The sequence below is a fragment of the Azospirillum sp. TSO35-2 genome (assembly GCF_003116095.1).
Lineage (GTDB): Bacteria > Pseudomonadota > Alphaproteobacteria > Azospirillales > Azospirillaceae > Azospirillum.
The window spans coordinates 2318898-2336182 of sequence record NZ_LGRA01000021.1 but is presented as its reverse complement, the minus strand read 5'-3'; the positions used below and the strand labels follow the sequence as shown (position 1 = coordinate 2336182).

Below are 17285 nucleotides of genomic sequence, written 5' to 3'. Positions count from 1 at the left end.
CCTGCGCTTCGCCATCCGCGAGGGTGGCCGCACCGTCGGCGCCGGCGTGGTTGCCAAGATCATCGAGTGATGATCGGGTCTGCGACGATCCACCGTTGAGCGGATCGTCGGATGTTGCGACGGGCCGCCTCCTCCGCGACTGTGGGTGGGGCGGCCCGCCCGGTTCTAGCCATCGGGCGTTGGCGTTCCTGTGCCCGCCGCCTGTCGATCCGGTTCCCTGTACCCCAGGGCGATTCAGGATTGACACGCAGGCCATGAGCGCCTAGAGAATACGCCCTCTGGATTTTGGGTTGGTGGTAGGCAGTGTGGCCTAGACGCAGCCCGAGACGAACGGCACGGCGCGCCCCCTCGGGGCGCGCCATCTGCTGAACGGAACATCCCCGTCGCGCGGTTCGCGCGGGGGATGTTCTTTTTCGTATCGGCCCGTCGCATTGGTCAGAGTGTCGCCCGCCGCCCCGCTTCGGTGGATCGGCGCGCGGCCTTGCGCTGTCGACGGTGTGCCAGAAGCGAAGTGTGGGGTTCCGGTGACGCGTCCGCGTCATCGCTACGAGGTGCAAGGGACGTTTGGACATGGACAGCCAGAACATCCGCATCCGCCTGAAGGCGTTCGATCATCGCGTGCTCGACCAGTCGACCAGCGAGATCGTCAACACCGCCAAGCGGACCGGCGCGCGCGTGCGGGGCCCGATTCCCCTGCCGACGCACATCGAGAAGTTTACCGTGAACCGTTCGCCGCACATCGACAAGAAGTCGCGCGAGCAGTTCGAGATCCGCACCCACAAGCGCCTGCTCGACATCGTCGATCCGACGCCGCAGACCGTGGATGCGCTGATGAAGCTCGACCTCGCCGCCGGCGTGGACGTCGAGATCAAGCTCTGATTTTGGTTTGGTAAGGGACCTCTCCACTCGCGGATGTCCCTGGTCAGGAGATAAAGAACAATGCGATCCGGTTTGATCGCGCAGAAGGTCGGCATGACCCGCGTCTTCACGGACGACGGCCAGCATGTTCCGGTCACTGTGCTGAAAGTCGACAGCTGCCAGGTCGTCGCCGTTCGTACCGAAGACAAGGATGGCTACACCGCCGTCCAGCTCGGCGCGGGCGCCATCAAGGTCAAGAACGTCAACAAGCCTGAGCGTGGGCATTTCGCCAAGGCGCGCGTGGAACCGAAGCGCAAGCTCGTCGAGTTCCGCGTCGATGCCGATGCCCTGATCGAGGTCGGTGCCGAGCTGTCGGTCAACCACTTCGTCGCCGGCCAGTTCGTCGACGTCACCGGCACCTCCATCGGCAAGGGTTTTGCCGGTGCGATGAAGCGGTGGAACTTCGGTGGTCTGCGCGCCACGCACGGCGTGTCGGTGTCGCACCGTTCGCACGGTTCGACGGGCAACCGTCAGGACCCCGGCAAGGTCTTCAAGAACAAGAAGATGGCCGGCCATCTCGGTGACGAGAAGGTCACGGTCCTGAACCTCCAGGTCGTGTCGGTCGACGAAGAGCGTGGTCTGATCCTGCTCAAGGGCGCCGTCCCCGGCGCCGAGGGCGGCTGGCTGCGCATCCGTGATGCCATCAAGAAGAAGGCTCCGGAAGGCCTGCCCTTCCCGGCGGGCATCAAGTCTGCTCCGGCGGCGGAAGCCCCGGCCGAGACGCAGGAGTGAGCGGCATGAAGGCCACGATCAAGAATCTGAACAACGAGGCCGTCGGCGAGATCGAGCTGTCGGACGACGTGTTCGGTCTGCCGGCCCGCACCGACCTGCTGGCCCGCATGGTGAACTGGCAGCTGGCCAAGCGCCGCACCGGCAACCATAAGACCAAGGGCATCAGCGAGATCCGCGGCACGACCAAGAAGCCCTATGGGCAGAAGGGCACCGGCCGCGCTCGTCAGGGCTCCATCCGCTCGCCGCAGTTCCGCGGCGGTGCGACCATCTTCGGCCCGGTCGTGCGCTCGCACGCCCATGAGCTGACGAAGAAGGTCCGCAAGCTGGCGCTCAAGACCGCTCTATCGGCTAAGGTCGCCGAAGGCAAGCTGGTCGTCCTGGAGACTGCGTCCGCCGAGACGCACAAGACCAAGGACCTCGCGGCTCGTCTCGCCACCCTCGGCCTGACCTCGGCGCTGATCATCGATGGCTCGAACCTGGACGACAACTTCGCCAAGGCTTCGCGCAACATCCCGCTGATCGACGTGCTGCCGGAGCAGGGCGCGAACGTCTACGACATTCTCCGCCGCGACACGCTGGTCCTGACCCGCAACGCGGTCGAGCAACTGGAGGCTCGCCTGAAATGAGCAAGCAGTCGAAACCTGCGGTGAGCCAGGAGCGGATGTACGACCTGATCCTCGCTCCCGTCATCACCGAGAAGTCGACGTTGGTGTCGGAGCATAACCAGGTCACGTTCCGCGTGCCGCTCACGGCCTCCAAGCCGGAGATCAAGGCCGCCGTTGAAGGTCTCTTCAACGTCAAGGTGACCGCGGTCAACACCCTGGTTTCCAAGGGCAAGACCAAGCGGTTCCGCGGCACCATTGGCCGTCGCTCGGACTTCAAGAAGGCCGTCGTCACCCTCGCCGAGGGTAACAAGATCGACGTGACCACGGGCATCTGAGCGGGAGTGTGATCCGATGGCTCTGAAGCAATACCGCCCGATTACGCCGTCGCTCCGCCAGCTGGTCATTGTTGACCGCTCGGAGCTGTGGAAGGGCAAGCCGGTCAAGTCCCTCACCGAGGGCCTGACCAAATCCGGTGGACGCAACAACACTGGCCGCATCACTGCGCGCCGGATGGGTGGCGGACACAAGCGCGTCTACCGTCTGGTGGACTTCAAGCGTCGCAAGTTCGACGTTCCGGCCGTCGTCGAGCGGCTGGAATACGACCCGAACCGCACCGCTTTCATCGCGCTGGTCAAGTACCAGGATGGGACGCTGTCCTACATCCTGGCGCCGCAGCGCCTGAAGGTCGGCGACACGGTCGTGTCCGGCGAGAAGGTCGACGTGAAGCCCGGCAACGCGATGCCGTTGCGGAGCATCCCGGTCGGTTCGATCGTGCACAACGTCGAGCTGAAGCCCGGCAAGGGCGGCCAGGTCGCCCGGTCCGCCGGCACCTACCTCCAGCTGGTTGGTCGCGATGGCGGCTACGCCCAGCTGAAGCTGCCGTCCGGCGAGCTGCGCATCGTCCGCGGTGAGTGCATGGCCACCCTCGGTGCCGTGTCCAACCCGGACCAGATGAACACCAACCTGGGCAAGGCCGGTCGCAACCGCTGGCTGGGCAAGCGTCCGTCGGTCCGTGGCGTTGCCATGAACCCGATCGACCACCCGCATGGTGGTGGTGAGGGTCGCACCTCGGGCGGCCGTCATCCGGTCACGCCGTGGGGCAAGCCGACCAAGGGCAAGAAGACGCGTCACAACAAGAAGACGGATGGCCTGATCCTGCGCCGCCGTCATTCGAAGTAAGGAGGTCGAACGATGGCACGCTCCGTTTGGAAGGGCCCGTTCGTCGACGGCTATCTGCTGAAGAAGGCGGACAAGAGCCGGGCTTCGGGCCGCAACGAGATCATCAAGATCTGGTCGCGTCGTTCGACCATCCTGCCGCAGTTCGTCGGTCTGACGTTCGGCGTCTACAACGGTCACAAGTTCCTGCCGGTTCTCGTCACCGAGCACATGATCGGTCACAAGTTCGGCGAATTCGCTCCGACGCGGACCTTCTACGGCCACGCGGCGGACAAGAAGGCGAAGAGGAAGTAATCCATGGGCAAGTCTGCCAATCCCAGCCGGATCGCGGAGAACGAGGCTCTGGCCCGCAATCCGATGATCCGCACCAGCCCGCGGAAGCTCAACCTCGTCGCCCAGCTGATCCGGAACATGGATGCCAGCCGCGCCGTGGCCGAGCTGACCTTCTCCAAGCGCCGGGTCGCCGGCGAGGTGAAGAAGGTTCTGCAGGCCGCGATCGCGAACGCCGAGAACAACCACCAGCTCGACGTCGACCGTCTGTACGTGTCGTCGGCGACGGTTGGTCGCGCTCTGGTGATGAAGCGCTTCCACGCTCGGGCCCGCGGTCGCGGCGCCCGGGTGGAGAAGCTGTTCAGCAACCTGACGATCATCGTTCGCGAGCGTGACGCCGCCGTTGCCGAAGGGGCCGAGTAATGGGTCAGAAAATCAATCCGATCGGGCTGCGCCTCGGCATCAACCGGACCTGGGACAGCCGTTGGTTCGCCAAGCGCGACTACGCCAATCTGCTGCACCAGGACCTGAAGCTGCGTGGCTATCTGCAGGGTCGCCTGCAGCAGGCCGGTTGCTCGCGCGTCGTCATCGAACGTCCGGCCAAGAAGGCCCGCATCACCATCCACTCGGCTCGTCCGGGCGTGGTGATCGGCAAGAAGGGCGCGGACATCGAGAAGCTGCGTCTTGAGCTGTCGAAGATGACCGGCAGCGAGGTGAGCCTGAACATCGTCGAGATCCGCAAGCCGGAGATCGACGCTCGCCTCATCGCCGAGAACATCGCCAGCCAGCTGGAGCGCCGCGTGGCGTTCCGCCGCGCCATGAAGCGCGCGGTGCAGTCCGCGATGCGTCTGGGCGCCCAGGGCATCCGGATCAACTGCTCCGGCCGTCTCGGCGGCGCGGAGATCGCCCGCATGGAGTGGTACCGCGAGGGCCGCGTTCCGTTGCACACCCTGCGCGCCGACATCGACTACGGTACGGCGACCGCGAAGACCACCTACGGCACCTGCGGTGTCAAGGTGTGGGTGTTCAAGGGCGAGGTCATGGCTCACGACCCGATGGCGCAGGACAAGCGCATGGGCACGGAGCCGGTGTCGACCGACGGCGAGCCGCGCCGCGAGCGTCGCGACCGTCGCGACCGCTCCGAGCGGACCGAACGCGAGTAAAGGGGCCGAGCGATGCTTTCTCCCAAGCGCACGAAATACCGCAAGGCCCACAAGGGCCGCATCCATGGCAACGCCAAGGGCGGTACCGATCTGAACTTCGGCGCCTTCGGCCTCAAGGCCCTGGAGCCGGAACGCATCACCGCCCGGCAGATCGAGGCGGCCCGCCGCGCGATCACCCGCGCGATGAAGCGTCAGGGCCGCGTCTGGATCCGGGTGTTCCCGGACCTGCCGGTCTCGACCAAGCCCGCCGAAGTCCGCATGGGCTCCGGTAAGGGCTCGCCGGAATACTGGGCTGCCCGCGTCAAGCCGGGCCGCATCCTGTTTGAGCTGGACGGCGTGCCGGCGGATGTGGCAAAAACCGCCTTCGCTCTGGCGGCCGCGAAGCTGCCGATCAAGGTGAAGCTGGTGACCCGCCTGGGCGGTGTCGAGGAGACCGCGGCATGAAGGCCGTAGACATTCGTACGAAGAGCGCGGACGAGCTGAACGATCAGCTCCTCCAGCTCAAGAAGGAACAGTTCAACCTGCGTTTCCAGAAGGCCTCCGGCCAGCTGGAGAACACCGCGCGGGTGAACACGGTGCGCCGCGACATCGCCCGCATCAAGACCATCATCGGCGAGCGTGCCCGCTCGGCCGAAGCCGGCAAGTAAGGGGGATCATCCATGCCTCGCCGCGTTCTGCAGGGCACGGTGGTCAGCGACAAGTGCGACAAGACCGTTACGGTTCTTGTCGAGCGCCGTGTCATGCACCCCGTGTACAAGAAGTTCATTCGTCAGTCGAAGAAGTACGCCGCCCACGACGAGGGCAACCAGTTCAAGGTCGGCGATACCGTTTCGATCATCGAGTGCCGTCCGATCTCCAAGTCCAAGCGTTGGACGGTCGTGACGGAGTCCGCCGCCGACACCGGCGCCGCGTGATAACGAAAGGTCATAAACCATGATCCAGATGCAAACCAACCTGGAAGTCGCCGATAACAGCGGGGCGCGCCGGGTGCAGTGCATCAAGGTGCTTGGTGGGTCCAAGCGGAAGGTCGCGACCGTGGGCGATGTCATCGTCGTCTCGGTCAAGGAGGCTATTCCGAAGGGCCGCGTCAAGAAGGGCGACGTGCATCGTGCCGTCATCGTCCGCACCGCGAAGGAACTGCGTCGGGAGGACGGGTCTGCGATCCGTTTCGACCGGAATGCCGCCGTGCTCATCAACAAGCAAGGTGAGCCGATCGGCACCCGTATTTTCGGGCCGGTCACTCGTGAGCTTCGTGGCAAGAAGTTCATGAAGATCATCTCGCTGGCGCCGGAGGTGCTGTGATGGCCGCCAAGATCAAGACCAAGGACAAGGTCATCGTCCTGACCGGCCGGGACAAGGGTAAGACCGGCGAGGTGCTTCGCGTCATTCCCAAGGAGAACCGCGCGGTTGTCCAGGGCGTGAACGTGGTGAAGAAGCACCAGCGTCCGAGTGCCCGCTCGCAAGGCGGCATCATCGAGTTCGAGGCGCCGATCAACCTCTCGAATCTCGCTCATGTCGATCCCAAGGATGGCAAGCCGACGCGTGTCGGCTTCAAGATCCTTGAGGATGGCCGCAAGGTGCGTGTCGCCAAGCGGTCCGGCGAAGTCATCGACCTGTGAGGACCGGGACATGGCCGCACGTTTGAAAGAAGTTTACGAGTCCAAGGTTCGTGCCGCTCTGAAGTCGCAATTCGACTACAAGAACGACATGGAAATTCCGCGACTCGAGAAGATCGTGGTCAACATGGGCGTCGGCGAGGCTGTTGCCGACTCCAAGAAGATCCAGCTCGCCGTCGCCGAGATGGCCGCCATCACCGGCCAGAAGCCGGTGGTGACCAAGTCGCGCAAGTCGATCGCCCAGTTCAAGCTGCGCGAAGGCATGGCGATCGGCTGCAAGGTCACGCTGCGCGCAGACCGCATGTACGAGTTCCTGGACCGTCTGGTGACGATCGCGTTGCCGCGCGTCCGTGACTTCCGCGGTATCCCGGGGAACAGCTTCGATGGCCGTGGCAACTATGCCATGGGCGTCAAGGAGCAGATCATTTTCCCGGAAATCGATTACGACAAGATCGATCAAATCCGCGGCATGGACATCATCATCGTCACTTCGGCGAAGACCGACGAGGAGGCCAAGGCGCTCCTCAAGGGCTTTGACATGCCGTTCGTGGCCTGAGGCGGAGCACGACCATGGCTAAGACCAGTGCCATCGAAAAGAACAAGCGTCGCACCAAGCTGGCCAAGCAGTACGCCAACAAGCGTGCGAAGCTGAAGTCGATTGCGAACGACAAGACCCTCCCCCCGGAAGAGCAGTTTGCCGCCCGCCTCAAGCTGGCCGAACTGCCGCGCAACTCCTCGAAGGTGCGCATCCGTAACCGTTGCGAACTGACCGGCCGTCCGCGGGCGTTCTACCGCAAGTTCAAGCTGTCGCGCGTCGCGCTCCGTGACCTGGCCTCGACCGGCCAGATCCCGGGCATGACGAAGTCGAGCTGGTAAGGAGGGTCCGAGAATGTCTTTGAGCGATCCGCTCGGCGATATGCTGACCCGCATCCGTAACGGTCAGCACGCCCGCATGTCCGTTGTGGTGTCCCCGGCGTCCAAGCTGCGCGTCAACGTCCTGGAAGTGCTGAAGCGCGAAGGCTTCATCCGCGGCTGGTCCGAGGAAGAGCTGCGCCCCGGCATCAAGAACCTGAAGATCGAGCTGAAGTACCACGAAGGCGAGCCTGTCATTAAGCAGATCGCCCGTGTGTCGAAGCCCGGCCGCCGCGTCTACTCGAAGATCGCCGACCTGCCCCGCGTGTACAACGGGCTTGGTCTGTCGATCCTGTCGACCCCGCGTGGCGTGATGTCGGACAACGAGGCCCGCGCCGCCAACGTCGGCGGTGAAGTCCTCTGCCGCGTGTTCTAAGGGGGATTGGCAGATGTCGCGCATTGGCAAACATCCCGTGCCGGTACCGGCTGGCGTCGACGTGAAGGTCGACGGTCAGCAGGTGACGGCCAAGGGCAAGCTGGGGCAACTCAGCATGACCCTGATCGACGACATCTCGGCCTCGCTGGAAGACGGCAAGGTCGTGGTGAAGCCGGCAAACGACAGCAAGCGGGCCCGCACCATGTGGGCCACCTCGCGCACCCTGATCAACAACATGGTCACCGGTGTCAGCCAGGGCTTCACGATCAACCTCGAGATCAACGGCGTGGGTTACCGCGCGGCCGTGCAGGGCAAGGAGCTGGTCATGCAGCTCGGCTTCTCGCACGACGTGAAGTACCCGATCCCGGAAGGCATCTCGATCAAGTGCGACAAGCCGACGGCCATCTCGGTCAGCGGCTTCGACAAGCACATGGTCGGCCAGGTCGCCGCCGAGATCCGCGGTTGGAAGAAGCCGGAGCCCTACAAGGGCAAGGGCATCAAGTACGAGACCGAAACCGTCCTGCGCAAGGAAGGTAAGAAGAAGTAACCGCCATGCTGAAGCCAAAGCAACTCCACGAGCGCCGCAAGCAGCGCGTGCGCGCGCAGATTGCCAAGAAGGCCGGCGGGCGTGTTCGCCTCTCGGTCTTCCGGTCCAATCTGCACATCTACGCCCAGATCATCGACGACGAAAACGGCAAGACGCTCGCGTCCGCCTCGTCGCTGGAGAAGGAACTGCGCGAGCAGTTCAAGCACGGCGGCAACGTCGATGCAGCCAAGCGCATCGGCGAGCTGATCGCCGAGCGCGCCAAGGCGGCTGGGGTCATCGAGGTTGTGTTCGACCGCGGTGGGTACATTTACCATGGCCGGGTCAAGGCCCTGGCCGACGCCGCCCGCGAGGGCGGGCTGTCGTTCTAAGGAGGCCCGGATATGGCACGTGAACGTGGGGAGCGGGACAACCGCGACCGCCAGCCGCGCGAGCGGGAAGAAAGCGAGCTGATCGAAAAGCTCGTCGGCATCAACCGCGTTGCCAAGGTCGTCAAGGGTGGTCGTCGCTTCGGCTTCGCCGCTCTGGTCGTTGTTGGCGATGGCAAGGGTCGCGTCGGCGTCGGATCGGGCAAGGCCCGTGAGGTTCCGGAAGCGATCCGCAAGGCGACCGATCAGGCCAAGCGCGGCATGATCCGGGTTCCGCTGCGCGAAGGCCGTACGCTGCATCACGACACCAACGGCCACTTCGGTGCCGGCAAGGTCGTGCTGCGGGCCGCTCCGGCCGGTACCGGCATCATCGCCGGTGGCCCGATGCGCGCGATCTTCGAGGCCCTCGGCGTCGCCGACGTCGTGACCAAGTCGATCGGCACCTCGAACCCGCACAACATGATCAAGGCGACCTTCGACGCCCTGACCCAGGTCACCAGCCCGCGTTCCGTCGCGGCGCGTCGCGGTCGTCGCGTGAGCGACATCCTCGGCCGTCGCGAGGCCGGCGCCGGACAGGAGGCCTGATCATGGCGGACAAGAAGACCGTCGTCGTGACCCAGATCGGCAGCCCGATCGGCCGCAAGCACGACCAGCGCGAAACGCTGGTCGGTCTGGGTCTCAACAAGCTGCACCGGACCCGCGAGCTGGAGGACACTCCGGCCGTGCGGGGCATGATCGCCAAGGTCGCGCACCTGGTCCGCGTCGAGAACGAGGGCTGAGATCATGACCAAGCTGAATGACCTGCGTGACAACGCCGGTGCCCGCAAGGCGCGCATGCGCGTCGGCCGCGGTATCGGCTCCGGCAAGGGCAAGACCGCTGGCCGCGGCGTGAAGGGTCAGACCTCGCGCACCGGCGTGGCGATCAACGGCTTCGAAGGCGGGCAGATGCCTCTGCACCGCCGCCTGCCGAAGCGCGGCTTCCGGAACATCTTCGCCAAGGAATACTCGGTGGTGAACCTGGGCATGGTCCAGAAGGCCATCGACCTGGGCAAGCTGAACGCTTCCGAGACGATCGACGCCGCGGCGCTCAACGCCGCCGGCGTGACCGGCAAGGTGAAGAAGGACGGTGTCCGTCTGCTGGGCAAGGGCGAACTGACCGCGAAGGTTTCCTTCACGGTCGCCGGTGCCTCGAAGTCGGCCATCGAAGCGGTTGAGAAGGCGGGTGGCAGCGTGACGCTGACCGCGCCCGCCGCCGAAGCCGCCGAGTAACGTGCCGGACCGGTTCCCGCGCTTGCGCGGGGACCCGTTTCGGCACTAAAAGAAGCGACGTCGTGAGGGGCGGCCTGCGTTGCGCAGTGCCGCCCCGTTCGCGCTTACGGGACAGGGATTGGACCATGGCATCAGCGGCCGAGCAGCTTGCCGCCAACATCAATTTCGGGGCTTTCTCCAAGGCGACCGAGCTGAAAAAGCGGATTTGGTTCACCTTGGCGGCCCTGATCGTCTATCGGCTGGGCACCTACATCCCGATTCCGGGCATTGATCCGCACATCCTGCAGGACGTGTTCAAGCAGCAGGGCAGCGGCATCCTGGGCATGTTCGACATGCTGGCCGGCGGCGCGCTGCACCGTATGACCATCTTCGCCCTGAACATCATGCCGTACATCTCGGCCTCCATCATCGTGCAGCTGCTGACCGCCGTGTCGCCGCAGATGGAAGCGATGAAGAAGGAAGGCGAGGCCGGTCGTAAGAAGCTGAACCAGTACACCCGATTCGGCACGGTGGCGCTCGCCACGGTGCAGGCCTACGGCCTCGCGGTCGGTCTGGAATCGATGCGCGGCTCGACCGGGGCGGCGGTGATCGACCCCGGCCTGTTCTTCCGCATCGCCACCGTCATCACGCTGGTCGGCGGCACCATGTTCCTGATGTGGCTCGGCGAGCAGATCACCGCGCGGGGCATCGGCAACGGTACCTCGCTGATCATCTTCGCCGGCATCGTCGCCGAACTGCCGCGCGCGCTGGTCAACACGCTGGAACTCGGCCGCCAGGGCGCGCTGTCGACGGTCTTCATCATCGTCATGCTGCTGATGGCGGTGGGCGTGGTGTTCTTCATCGTCTTCATGGAACGCGCGCAGCGCCGGCTGCTGGTGCAGTACCCCAAGCGCCAGGTCGGCAACCGGGTGTTCGGCGGCGAAGCGTCGCACCTGCCGCTGAAGATGAACACCGCTGGCGTCATCCCGCCGATCTTCGCGTCGTCGCTGCTGCTGCTGCCGCTGACCGCGGTCGGCTTCGCCGGCGGCGAGGGACCGGAATGGTTGCAGGCGGTGTCGCGCTACGTCGCGCACGGCACGCCGCTCTATATGCTGCTGTACGCCTCGCTGATCGTGTTCTTCTGCTTCTTCTACACCGCGATCGTCTTCAACCCGACCGAAACGGCCGACAACCTGCGCAAGTACGGCGGCTTCATTCCCGGCATCCGCCCGGGCAAGAACACCGCCGACCACATCGACTATGTGCTGACGCGGCTGACGGTCATCGGCTCCGCCTACCTTGTGGCGGTTTGTCTCCTCCCCGAAATCCTGATATCCCAGCACTCGGTTCCGTTCTATTTTGGCGGCACCAGCCTGCTGATCGTGGTCACCGTCACGATGGACACGGTTGCGCAGATTCATTCCCATCTGCTGGCTCACCAGTATGAGGGTTTGATCAAGAAATCGAAGCTCCGGGGGAGAAAGTAATGAACCTCATACTGCTCGGTCCGCCGGGCGCCGGGAAGGGGACCCAGGCGCGCCGTCTCGAGGACACGCGTGGACTTGTGCAATTGTCCACCGGCGACATGCTGCGCGCCATGGTGGCGGAAGGCGGTCCGCTCGGGCAGCAGGCCAAGGAGATCATGGCTGCCGGCAAGCTGATGCCGGACGAGCTGATGGTCAGCATGATCGGCGAGCGGATTGCCAAGCCGGACGTCAAGAAAGGCTTCATCCTCGATGGCTTCCCGCGCACGGTCGCCCAGGCCGAGGCGCTCGACGCCATGCTGTCGGAGAAGGGCCTGAAGCTCGATCACGTCATCGAGATGCGGGTGGTCGACGACGTGCTGGTGGAGCGCATCACCGGCCGCTACACCTGCGCCAACTGCGGCAAGGGCTATCACGACAGCTTCGAGAAGCCGAAGGTCGCGGGTGTCTGCGACGTCTGCGGCAGCACGGAGTTCAAGCGCCGCGCCGACGACAACGCCGAGACGGTGACCACCCGGCTGGCCCAGTACCACCAGCAGACCGCGCCGATCCTGCCCTATTACCAGAGCCGGGGCGTGCTGAAGGTGGTGGACGGCATGGCCGACATCGACGACGTGACCAAGGAGATCGAGGCGATCCTGGCCTTCTGAGGCCGACCACGGATCGTCCGGTTCCCGACGCCGCTCTCCTGGTGGCGACAGACAAAGGCCGCAGTCTCCGGCGAGAGACTGCGGCCTTTGCCGTTTGCGGATGGCGGGAGCGCCGATCAGGCGGTGGGCGTGCCGGGGGAGGGCGGGGGCATGTCGCCCGGCGCCGTGTCGGCCGCCGCGGCCGGGACGGCGGTCATCGTGCGGTAGCGGGCGAGAATCCAGCCGAGATGGGCGGTGACCGCGTTGGCGGCGCCCTCCGGATCGCGGCGGGCGATCGCCTCGTGGATGGCGCGGTGATGGTCGATCATCAACGCCTCGTGGTTTTCCATATAGGGTTCGGTGTGCTTCATCTCGACCATGTTGCCGAGGATGTCGCGGATGGTCGACAGCAGGTGCAGGTAGACCGGACTGCCGGAGGCCTGGGCGACGGCGACGTGGAAGTCCATGTCGTCGGCGGCGCGGCCGCCGTCGCGGTTGGTCTGGCTCATCGCCGCCAGGATGCGGCCGATGGTCTCGATCTGCTCCGGCGTCGCGCGCTCCGCGGCGCGGCGGGCGGCCCAGCTTTCCAGCGCCATGCGGATTTCGACGAGGTCGCACAGATTGTGGTGGGTGCTGCGCACCATGGCGGTCAGCGCGCCGTCCATCATGCCGGCGGACGAGACGACGCGGGTGCCGCCACCCTGGACCGCGGTCAGGAAGCCCTGGGTCTTCAGCTTCTGCAGCGCGGCGCGGACCGACACGCGGCTGACGTGGAGCTGTTCGGCCAACTGCCGCTCGCCGGGCAGACGCTCGCCGGGCACCAGCTCGCCGCGCGCGATCCGGTCGAGAAGCTGTTGGGCCACCCACTCCGAAATGCGCTGCGAGGAGGAGGGGACGTGAGCGCTGTCGTCGGTGCCGGGCACGGGTTCTTCCCCACTGGTTCGAAAGGCTGATCGGATGCTGATCATAAGCTGTTGGTCATACCGGTAGCGGTCCGCATCCCCCCGGTCAATGGCCGACCGCGACCCTGCGGCGCCTTGCCCACGGGATGGAAAACCAAACCGGTCCCGGCGGGAACCGGCGGTGTCAGCGGCTGCCGCTTCGGGCCAGCAGGATACCGGCCAGGATCACCGCAGCGCCGACCGCTTGCAAGGTCCCCAAAGGTTCGCTGAGCAGGATCCAGGCGAGAATCGCCGCCGCGGCCGGCTGCAGCAGCAGGCTGACCGACGAGAAGGAGGTCGGCAGATGGGCGAGCGCGTAGGCGATCAGGCTCTGGCCGCCGGCGTGGCTGAACAGCGCCAACCCGAACAGCACGGCCCAGCCGGACGCGGTCGGCGGCAGCATCGGCTCCCCCGTCATCAACCCCAGCGGCAGCAGGAGCACGGCGGTGATGACGCCGCTCCAGGTCATGATGGTCGCGGTGGAGAACTCGGCGCGCAGGTGGCCGACCGACAGGATGTAGCCGCCGTAGAACACCGCGGTCAGCAGACCCAGCGCGTCGCCGAACAGATGCTCGGTGCCGAGTTGGACGCTCTGCCCCATCAGCACCACGGCACCGGCCAGCGCCAGCAGCATGCCCAGCGTGAAGCGGCCGGTGATGCGCTCCTTGAACAGGAACCAGGCAACCGGCGCCACGAACAGCGGCGCGAAGTTGGCGAGCAGCGTGGCGTTGGCCACCGAGGTGTAGCGGATCGAGGTGTGCCAGACCGCGAGGTCGCCGGCGAAGCACAACCCGGCCAGCGCCAGGCGGCCATAATCGGCGACGGAGGAGGGGCGGCGGCTGCCGCGTTTCGACTCCCCGGCCATCCACAGCGCCAGGACCGGGGCGGACAGCGCCACGCGCCAGAAGCCGATGGCGACCGGACCGACGTCCGACAGGCGGACGAAAATGGGGGCGAAGGCGATGCCGAGCGCGCCGACCAGCAGCGCGATCAGGGCGATGCGCTGCGTCCGGGACGCATGGTCGACGGGAATGGCACTGGCGTCTGGCATACCGCCGCTTATAGCCGTCCGCGGGGCGTCGGGCCAGCCGGGCACGCGTCATGGCTGCCGTGCGCGCCCGGGATTCCCGTTTTTGCCTCCGCTCCGGTTGTGGTGGGCGGGGTCAGAGCGGGCGGATGCGGTTCAGCGACACCGTCTCATCGTCTTCCGCGCCGTAATCGTCGTAATGAACCGGGCAACGGCCGTCCGTGCGGCGCTTGCCCTTGACCGTCGCCGGGTACCATTCGCCCTCCGACTGCACCTCCACCCGCATGCCGGGCTGGCACAGCGAGTCGCCGGCGCCGTAGGCGCCACCGGACGAGGGGGCCATCGGTGCGGCGGTCATCGGCACGGCGCCGGGGGCCATCATCGGAACCGGGGCGGGCTTCTCCTGGTCGCAGAAAGCGGTGCAGACCCGCTTCGACGTCACCCGGCCGCCGCAGGACCCGCCGAAGCAGTCGCGGTAGTCGGCCTCGCACCGGCTTTCGCAGCTGTTGGTGCCGCAGGAGTAGGAGGAGTGGTCGAAGTCGCTGACCGACTTCTTGATCGGCTTCTTCTCCGCGGTCTGGCGGTTCACGTAGGCCTGATACTCGTACAGCGCGCGCGACCGCGCGTCGTTGACGCAGGCCTGCTGGGACATGCCGCAGTTCTGGCGGCAGAAATTGCGGGTCTGCTGGCATTGGGACACGCAGAGCCGCCCTTCCGCCGAGGTCGGCGGGGTCAGGCTGTACTGGGTCTCGTAGACAGGGCCGCAAGCGCTGAGCAGCGACAGCACGGCAAAGCAGAGGATCAGCAGGCGGCTCATTCGACGTTGCTTCCCATATCGGTGTTTCTTCTGGCGATCCGGCGCGGCGGTCGGGGTGGAGCGTAACACCGAACCGAATGGGCTACCACCATCGGCCGTGCTTCCGCCCGGCGCGGCGGTTGCGTTAGTGTGGCGCATGGTTGCTCCCTCCCCCGATCACCGCCCCGAGTCGCAGGACGGCTCCCAGCCGCGCCACGGCGACGATGGACCGTCCGAACACCGGCGGCCGGTCACCGCACCGCGGCCGGCGCCGCGGGACGCGACACCGCTGCTGGGTCCCGACGACCCGCCGCCGGTGACCCGGCTGAACCCGGAGGCGGCCGGACCGCTGCTGCTGGTCTGCGACCATGCCTCGCGGGCGATCCCGCGGGCGCTGGGCGACCTCGGCCTGCCGGAGGAGCAGTTGTGCCGCCACATCGCCTACGACATCGGCGCGGCGGAACTGACCCGGCGGCTGGCCGCGCGGTTCGGTGCCACGGCGCTGCTGTCCGGCTATTCGCGGCTGGTGATCGACCCGAACCGGGCGCTGGACGACCCGACCGCCATCCCGGTGGTCAGCGACGACGTGGTGATCCCCGGCAACCGGGCGCTGGACGCCGAGGCGGAGGCGCTGCGCGTCGACGCCATCTTCCGCCCCTATCACGACGCGGTGGCGGCGGCCGTCGCGGCGATCCGCGGCCGCGGGCAGGTGCCGGTGATGGTGTCGGTCCACAGCTTCACGCCGGCCATGCGCGGGGTGGCGCGGCCCTGGCACATCGGCGTGCTGTGGGACCACGACCCGCGCCTGCCGCTGCCGCTGATGGCGGCGCTGCGCGCCGACGGGCGCTGGTGCGTCGGCGACAACGAGCCGTATTCCGGGCGCGGCACCTCGGGCGGCACGGTGGAAACCCACGCCACGCCGGCCGGCTACCCGAATGCGCTGCTGGAGGTGCGCCAGGACCTGATCGCCACGCCGGAGGGCGCCGACCTGTGGGCGCAGGTGCTGGGCGACGCGCTGGAGCCGATCCTCACGTTGCCGTCGCTGGCGACGATCCACCATTACCCGCGGGCCTGACATCCTATGGACACCCCCGTCACCGAGCCGTCCTTCACCCTGGGTCTGGAAGAGGAATATCTGCTGGTGGACCGCGGCACGCGCGACATCGTGCCCAGCCCGCCGGAGGACATGCTGGAAGCCTGCCAGGAGCAGGCGCCCGGCCGCATCCACCCGGAGTTCCTGCGCTGCCAGATCGAGGTCGGCACGCCGGTCTGCCGCACGCTGGCCGAGGCGCGGGCCGAGCTGGCGGCGCTGCGCGCCACGGTGGCCGGGGTGGCCGACCGTTATGGGCTGGCGCCGATCGCCGCCTCCACCCACCCCTTCGCCGCCTGGGAGCCGCAGAAGCACACCAACCGCGACCGCTACAACATGCTGGCCCGCGACCTGGGAGCGCCGGCGCGGCGGCTGATGATCTGCGGCATGCACGTCCACGTCGGGATCGAGGACGACGACCTGCGCATCGACCTGATGAACCAGGTCCGCTATTTCCTGCCGCACCTGCTGGCGCTGTCGACCTCCTCGCCGTTCTGGCGCGGGCGCGACATGGAACGGCGGTCCTACCGGCTGAGCGTGTGGCATGAGCTGCCGCGCACCGGCATGCCCGCCGGCTTCCAGAGCTTCGGCGAGTACCAGAGCCATGTGGCGGTGCTGGTGAACGCCGGGGTGATCGAGGACGCCAGCAAGCTGTGGTGGGACATCCGGCCGTCCTCGCGCTTTCCAACGCTGGAGATGCGCATCACCGACATCTGCACGCGGCTGGACGACGCGGTGACGGTGGCGGCGCTCTACCGCTGCCTGCTGCGCATGCTGTGGCGGCTGAAGCTGCGCAACGTGACGTGGCGGCCCTACAAGAACATGCTGATCGAGGAGAACCGCTGGCGTGCCCAGCGCTATGGCCTGGACAGCGGGCTGGTCGATTTCGGCCAGGGCCGCATCGTGCCCTACGCCGACCTGCTCGACGAGATCATCGACCTGACCCGCGAGGACGCCGCCCATTTCGGCTGCACCGCCGAGGTGGAGCGGGCGCGCGAGATCGTGACGCGCGGCACCAGCGCCCACCGGCAGATCGCGATCTTCCAGGCGGCACTCGCCGACGGCGCCAGCGAGGACGAGGCGCTGCGGCGGGTGGTGGACTGGCTGGTCGAGGAGACGATGGTGGGGATATAATACCCCAGACTAAAATATGCATACAAATTAGAATGTCGCATCTTGGAAGTCAAAGCGACGTGGCGCGCGGTTTTCTGCATCTTCTCTTGCGCTTGTCGGCGTTTCTGGATAACTCTCGGAGAATGGTCGGAAGAAATCTTCCGTTGACAGGCGGAATGGATGATTTATGGGTTCTTGGCTTTCTCATCTAGACAGGCGTGGCTGGGCCGTATTCGATCGCCATGAAGCGTTAAATGGGAGCTCTATAGTAAAAAAT

The 17285-nt window shown here is 66.2% G+C and carries 29 protein-coding genes; 26 read left to right on the top strand and 3 right to left on the bottom strand.

The features are described from left to right. The 24 genes from TSO352_RS26720 to TSO352_RS26605 form a co-directional block, all read left to right on the top strand. On the top strand, positions 1-70 hold a 70-nt coding region (locus tag TSO352_RS26720), incomplete at its 5' end, for a hypothetical protein (RefSeq protein ID WP_198525954.1). A gap of 500 nt (positions 71-570) precedes the next feature. After that, the gene (rpsJ, locus tag TSO352_RS26715) at positions 571-879 is read left to right on the top strand and encodes a 30S ribosomal protein S10 (RefSeq protein ID WP_012973204.1); all 309 of its coding nucleotides are present in this window, start codon (positions 571-573) and stop codon (positions 877-879) included. Between the two features lie 60 nt (positions 880-939). Further along, a complete protein-coding gene (gene rplC, locus TSO352_RS26710; RefSeq protein ID WP_109110124.1) occupies positions 940-1650 on the top strand; it encodes a 50S ribosomal protein L3 in 711 nt (236 codons plus the stop codon). 5 nt (positions 1651-1655) lie between these two features. After that, positions 1656-2276 (top strand): 50S ribosomal protein L4, encoded by a 621-nt coding sequence (rplD, locus tag TSO352_RS26705; protein WP_109110123.1) that lies wholly within the window; start codon positions 1656-1658, stop codon positions 2274-2276. Beyond that, positions 2273-2590 carry a 50S ribosomal protein L23 gene (locus TSO352_RS26700; protein WP_012973207.1) on the top strand — a complete coding sequence of 106 codons (318 nt, stop codon included), beginning with the start codon at positions 2273-2275 and terminating at the stop codon, positions 2588-2590. Before rplD ends, TSO352_RS26700 begins: the two co-directional genes overlap by 4 nt. Before the next feature lie 16 nt (positions 2591-2606). After that, entirely contained in the window at positions 2607-3434 is an 828-nt protein-coding gene (gene rplB / locus TSO352_RS26695) for a 50S ribosomal protein L2 (RefSeq protein WP_109110122.1), read from the top strand. 12 nt (positions 3435-3446) lie between these two features. Beyond that, the gene (gene rpsS, locus TSO352_RS26690) at positions 3447-3725 is read left to right on the top strand and encodes a 30S ribosomal protein S19 (RefSeq protein WP_012973209.1); all 279 of its coding nucleotides are present in this window, start codon (positions 3447-3449) and stop codon (positions 3723-3725) included. A 3-nt stretch (positions 3726-3728) separates the two neighbouring features. Next, a complete protein-coding gene (gene rplV / locus TSO352_RS26685) occupies positions 3729-4124 on the top strand; it encodes a 50S ribosomal protein L22 (protein WP_109110121.1) in 396 nt (131 codons plus the stop codon). Further along, positions 4124-4864: a 30S ribosomal protein S3 gene (gene rpsC / locus TSO352_RS26680; RefSeq protein ID WP_109110120.1), complete on the top strand. Its 741-nt coding sequence runs from the start codon at positions 4124-4126 to the stop codon at positions 4862-4864. Before rplV ends, rpsC begins: the two co-directional genes overlap by 1 nt. Before the next feature lie 12 nt (positions 4865-4876). Next, entirely contained in the window at positions 4877-5308 is a 432-nt protein-coding gene (gene rplP, locus TSO352_RS26675; RefSeq protein ID WP_109110119.1) for a 50S ribosomal protein L16, read from the top strand. Continuing rightward, complete coding sequence (gene rpmC / locus TSO352_RS26670) at positions 5305-5511, top strand: 50S ribosomal protein L29 (RefSeq protein WP_109110118.1); 207 nt, start codon at positions 5305-5307, stop codon at positions 5509-5511. Before rplP ends, rpmC begins: the two co-directional genes overlap by 4 nt. A gap of 12 nt (positions 5512-5523) precedes the next feature. Beyond that, positions 5524-5778, top strand: coding sequence for a 30S ribosomal protein S17 (gene rpsQ / locus TSO352_RS26665; protein ID WP_109110117.1), 255 nt, complete (start codon positions 5524-5526; stop codon positions 5776-5778). Positions 5779-5797: 19 nt separating this feature from the next. Next, positions 5798-6166, top strand: a complete 369-nt coding sequence (rplN, locus tag TSO352_RS26660; protein WP_012973215.1) for a 50S ribosomal protein L14 — start codon at positions 5798-5800, stop codon at positions 6164-6166. Continuing rightward, positions 6163-6483: a 50S ribosomal protein L24 gene (gene rplX / locus TSO352_RS26655; RefSeq protein WP_211100393.1), complete on the top strand. Its 321-nt coding sequence runs from the start codon at positions 6163-6165 to the stop codon at positions 6481-6483. The genes rplN and rplX overlap by 4 nt, the downstream gene beginning before the upstream one ends. 10 nt (positions 6484-6493) lie before the next feature. Next, the gene (rplE, locus tag TSO352_RS26650) at positions 6494-7036 is read left to right on the top strand and encodes a 50S ribosomal protein L5 (protein ID WP_109110115.1); all 543 of its coding nucleotides are present in this window, start codon (positions 6494-6496) and stop codon (positions 7034-7036) included. 14 nt (positions 7037-7050) lie between these two features. Continuing rightward, the gene (rpsN, locus tag TSO352_RS26645) at positions 7051-7356 is read left to right on the top strand and encodes a 30S ribosomal protein S14 (protein WP_109110114.1); all 306 of its coding nucleotides are present in this window, start codon (positions 7051-7053) and stop codon (positions 7354-7356) included. Positions 7357-7369: 13 nt separating this feature from the next. Next, entirely contained in the window at positions 7370-7768 is a 399-nt protein-coding gene (gene rpsH, locus TSO352_RS26640) for a 30S ribosomal protein S8 (protein ID WP_109110113.1), read from the top strand. 13 nt (positions 7769-7781) lie between these two features. After that, positions 7782-8315 carry a 50S ribosomal protein L6 gene (gene rplF / locus TSO352_RS26635; protein ID WP_109110112.1) on the top strand — a complete coding sequence of 178 codons (534 nt, stop codon included), beginning with the start codon at positions 7782-7784 and terminating at the stop codon, positions 8313-8315. Between the two features lie 5 nt (positions 8316-8320). Continuing rightward, entirely contained in the window at positions 8321-8683 is a 363-nt protein-coding gene (gene rplR, locus TSO352_RS26630) for a 50S ribosomal protein L18 (RefSeq protein ID WP_109110111.1), read from the top strand. A gap of 12 nt (positions 8684-8695) precedes the next feature. Next, positions 8696-9265 carry a 30S ribosomal protein S5 gene (gene rpsE / locus TSO352_RS26625; protein WP_014246902.1) on the top strand — a complete coding sequence of 190 codons (570 nt, stop codon included), beginning with the start codon at positions 8696-8698 and terminating at the stop codon, positions 9263-9265. A gap of 2 nt (positions 9266-9267) precedes the next feature. Further along, complete coding sequence (rpmD, locus tag TSO352_RS26620) at positions 9268-9459, top strand: 50S ribosomal protein L30 (RefSeq protein WP_109110110.1); 192 nt, start codon at positions 9268-9270, stop codon at positions 9457-9459. Positions 9460-9463: 4 nt separating this feature from the next. Next, positions 9464-9949, top strand: coding sequence for a 50S ribosomal protein L15 (gene rplO / locus TSO352_RS26615; protein ID WP_014246904.1), 486 nt, complete (start codon positions 9464-9466; stop codon positions 9947-9949). A gap of 125 nt (positions 9950-10074) precedes the next feature. Beyond that, positions 10075-11415 (top strand): preprotein translocase subunit SecY, encoded by a 1341-nt coding sequence (secY, locus tag TSO352_RS26610; protein ID WP_109110109.1) that lies wholly within the window; start codon positions 10075-10077, stop codon positions 11413-11415. Beyond that, a complete protein-coding gene (locus tag TSO352_RS26605) occupies positions 11415-12062 on the top strand; it encodes an adenylate kinase (RefSeq protein WP_109110108.1) in 648 nt (215 codons plus the stop codon). Before secY ends, TSO352_RS26605 begins: the two co-directional genes overlap by 1 nt. Positions 12063-12178: 116 nt before the next feature. Here the strand turns inward: TSO352_RS26605 and TSO352_RS26600 are convergent, their stop codons facing one another. The 3 genes from TSO352_RS26600 to TSO352_RS26590 all read right to left on the bottom strand — a co-directional run bounded on the left by TSO352_RS26600 (position 12179) and on the right by TSO352_RS26590 (position 14826). Further along, the gene (locus tag TSO352_RS26600) at positions 12179-12964 is read right to left on the bottom strand and encodes a FadR/GntR family transcriptional regulator (protein WP_109110107.1); all 786 of its coding nucleotides are present in this window, start codon (positions 12962-12964) and stop codon (positions 12179-12181) included. Between the two features lie 163 nt (positions 12965-13127). After that, positions 13128-14033 carry a DMT family transporter gene (locus tag TSO352_RS26595; protein ID WP_109110106.1) on the bottom strand — a complete coding sequence of 302 codons (906 nt, stop codon included), beginning with the start codon at positions 14031-14033 and terminating at the stop codon, positions 13128-13130. A gap of 112 nt (positions 14034-14145) precedes the next feature. After that, positions 14146-14826: an agenet domain-containing protein gene (locus tag TSO352_RS26590; RefSeq protein WP_109110105.1), complete on the bottom strand. Its 681-nt coding sequence runs from the start codon at positions 14824-14826 to the stop codon at positions 14146-14148. A gap of 136 nt (positions 14827-14962) precedes the next feature. Here TSO352_RS26590 and TSO352_RS26585 point away from each other — a divergent pair, with 136 nt between their 5' ends. Together TSO352_RS26585 and TSO352_RS26580 are read left to right on the top strand one after the other, a co-directional pair. Further along, entirely contained in the window at positions 14963-15880 is a 918-nt protein-coding gene (locus TSO352_RS26585) for an N-formylglutamate amidohydrolase (protein ID WP_109110892.1), read from the top strand. A gap of 6 nt (positions 15881-15886) precedes the next feature. Beyond that, a complete protein-coding gene (locus TSO352_RS26580; protein WP_109110104.1) occupies positions 15887-17029 on the top strand; it encodes a carboxylate-amine ligase in 1143 nt (380 codons plus the stop codon). Positions 17030-17285 lie beyond the last annotated feature (256 nt).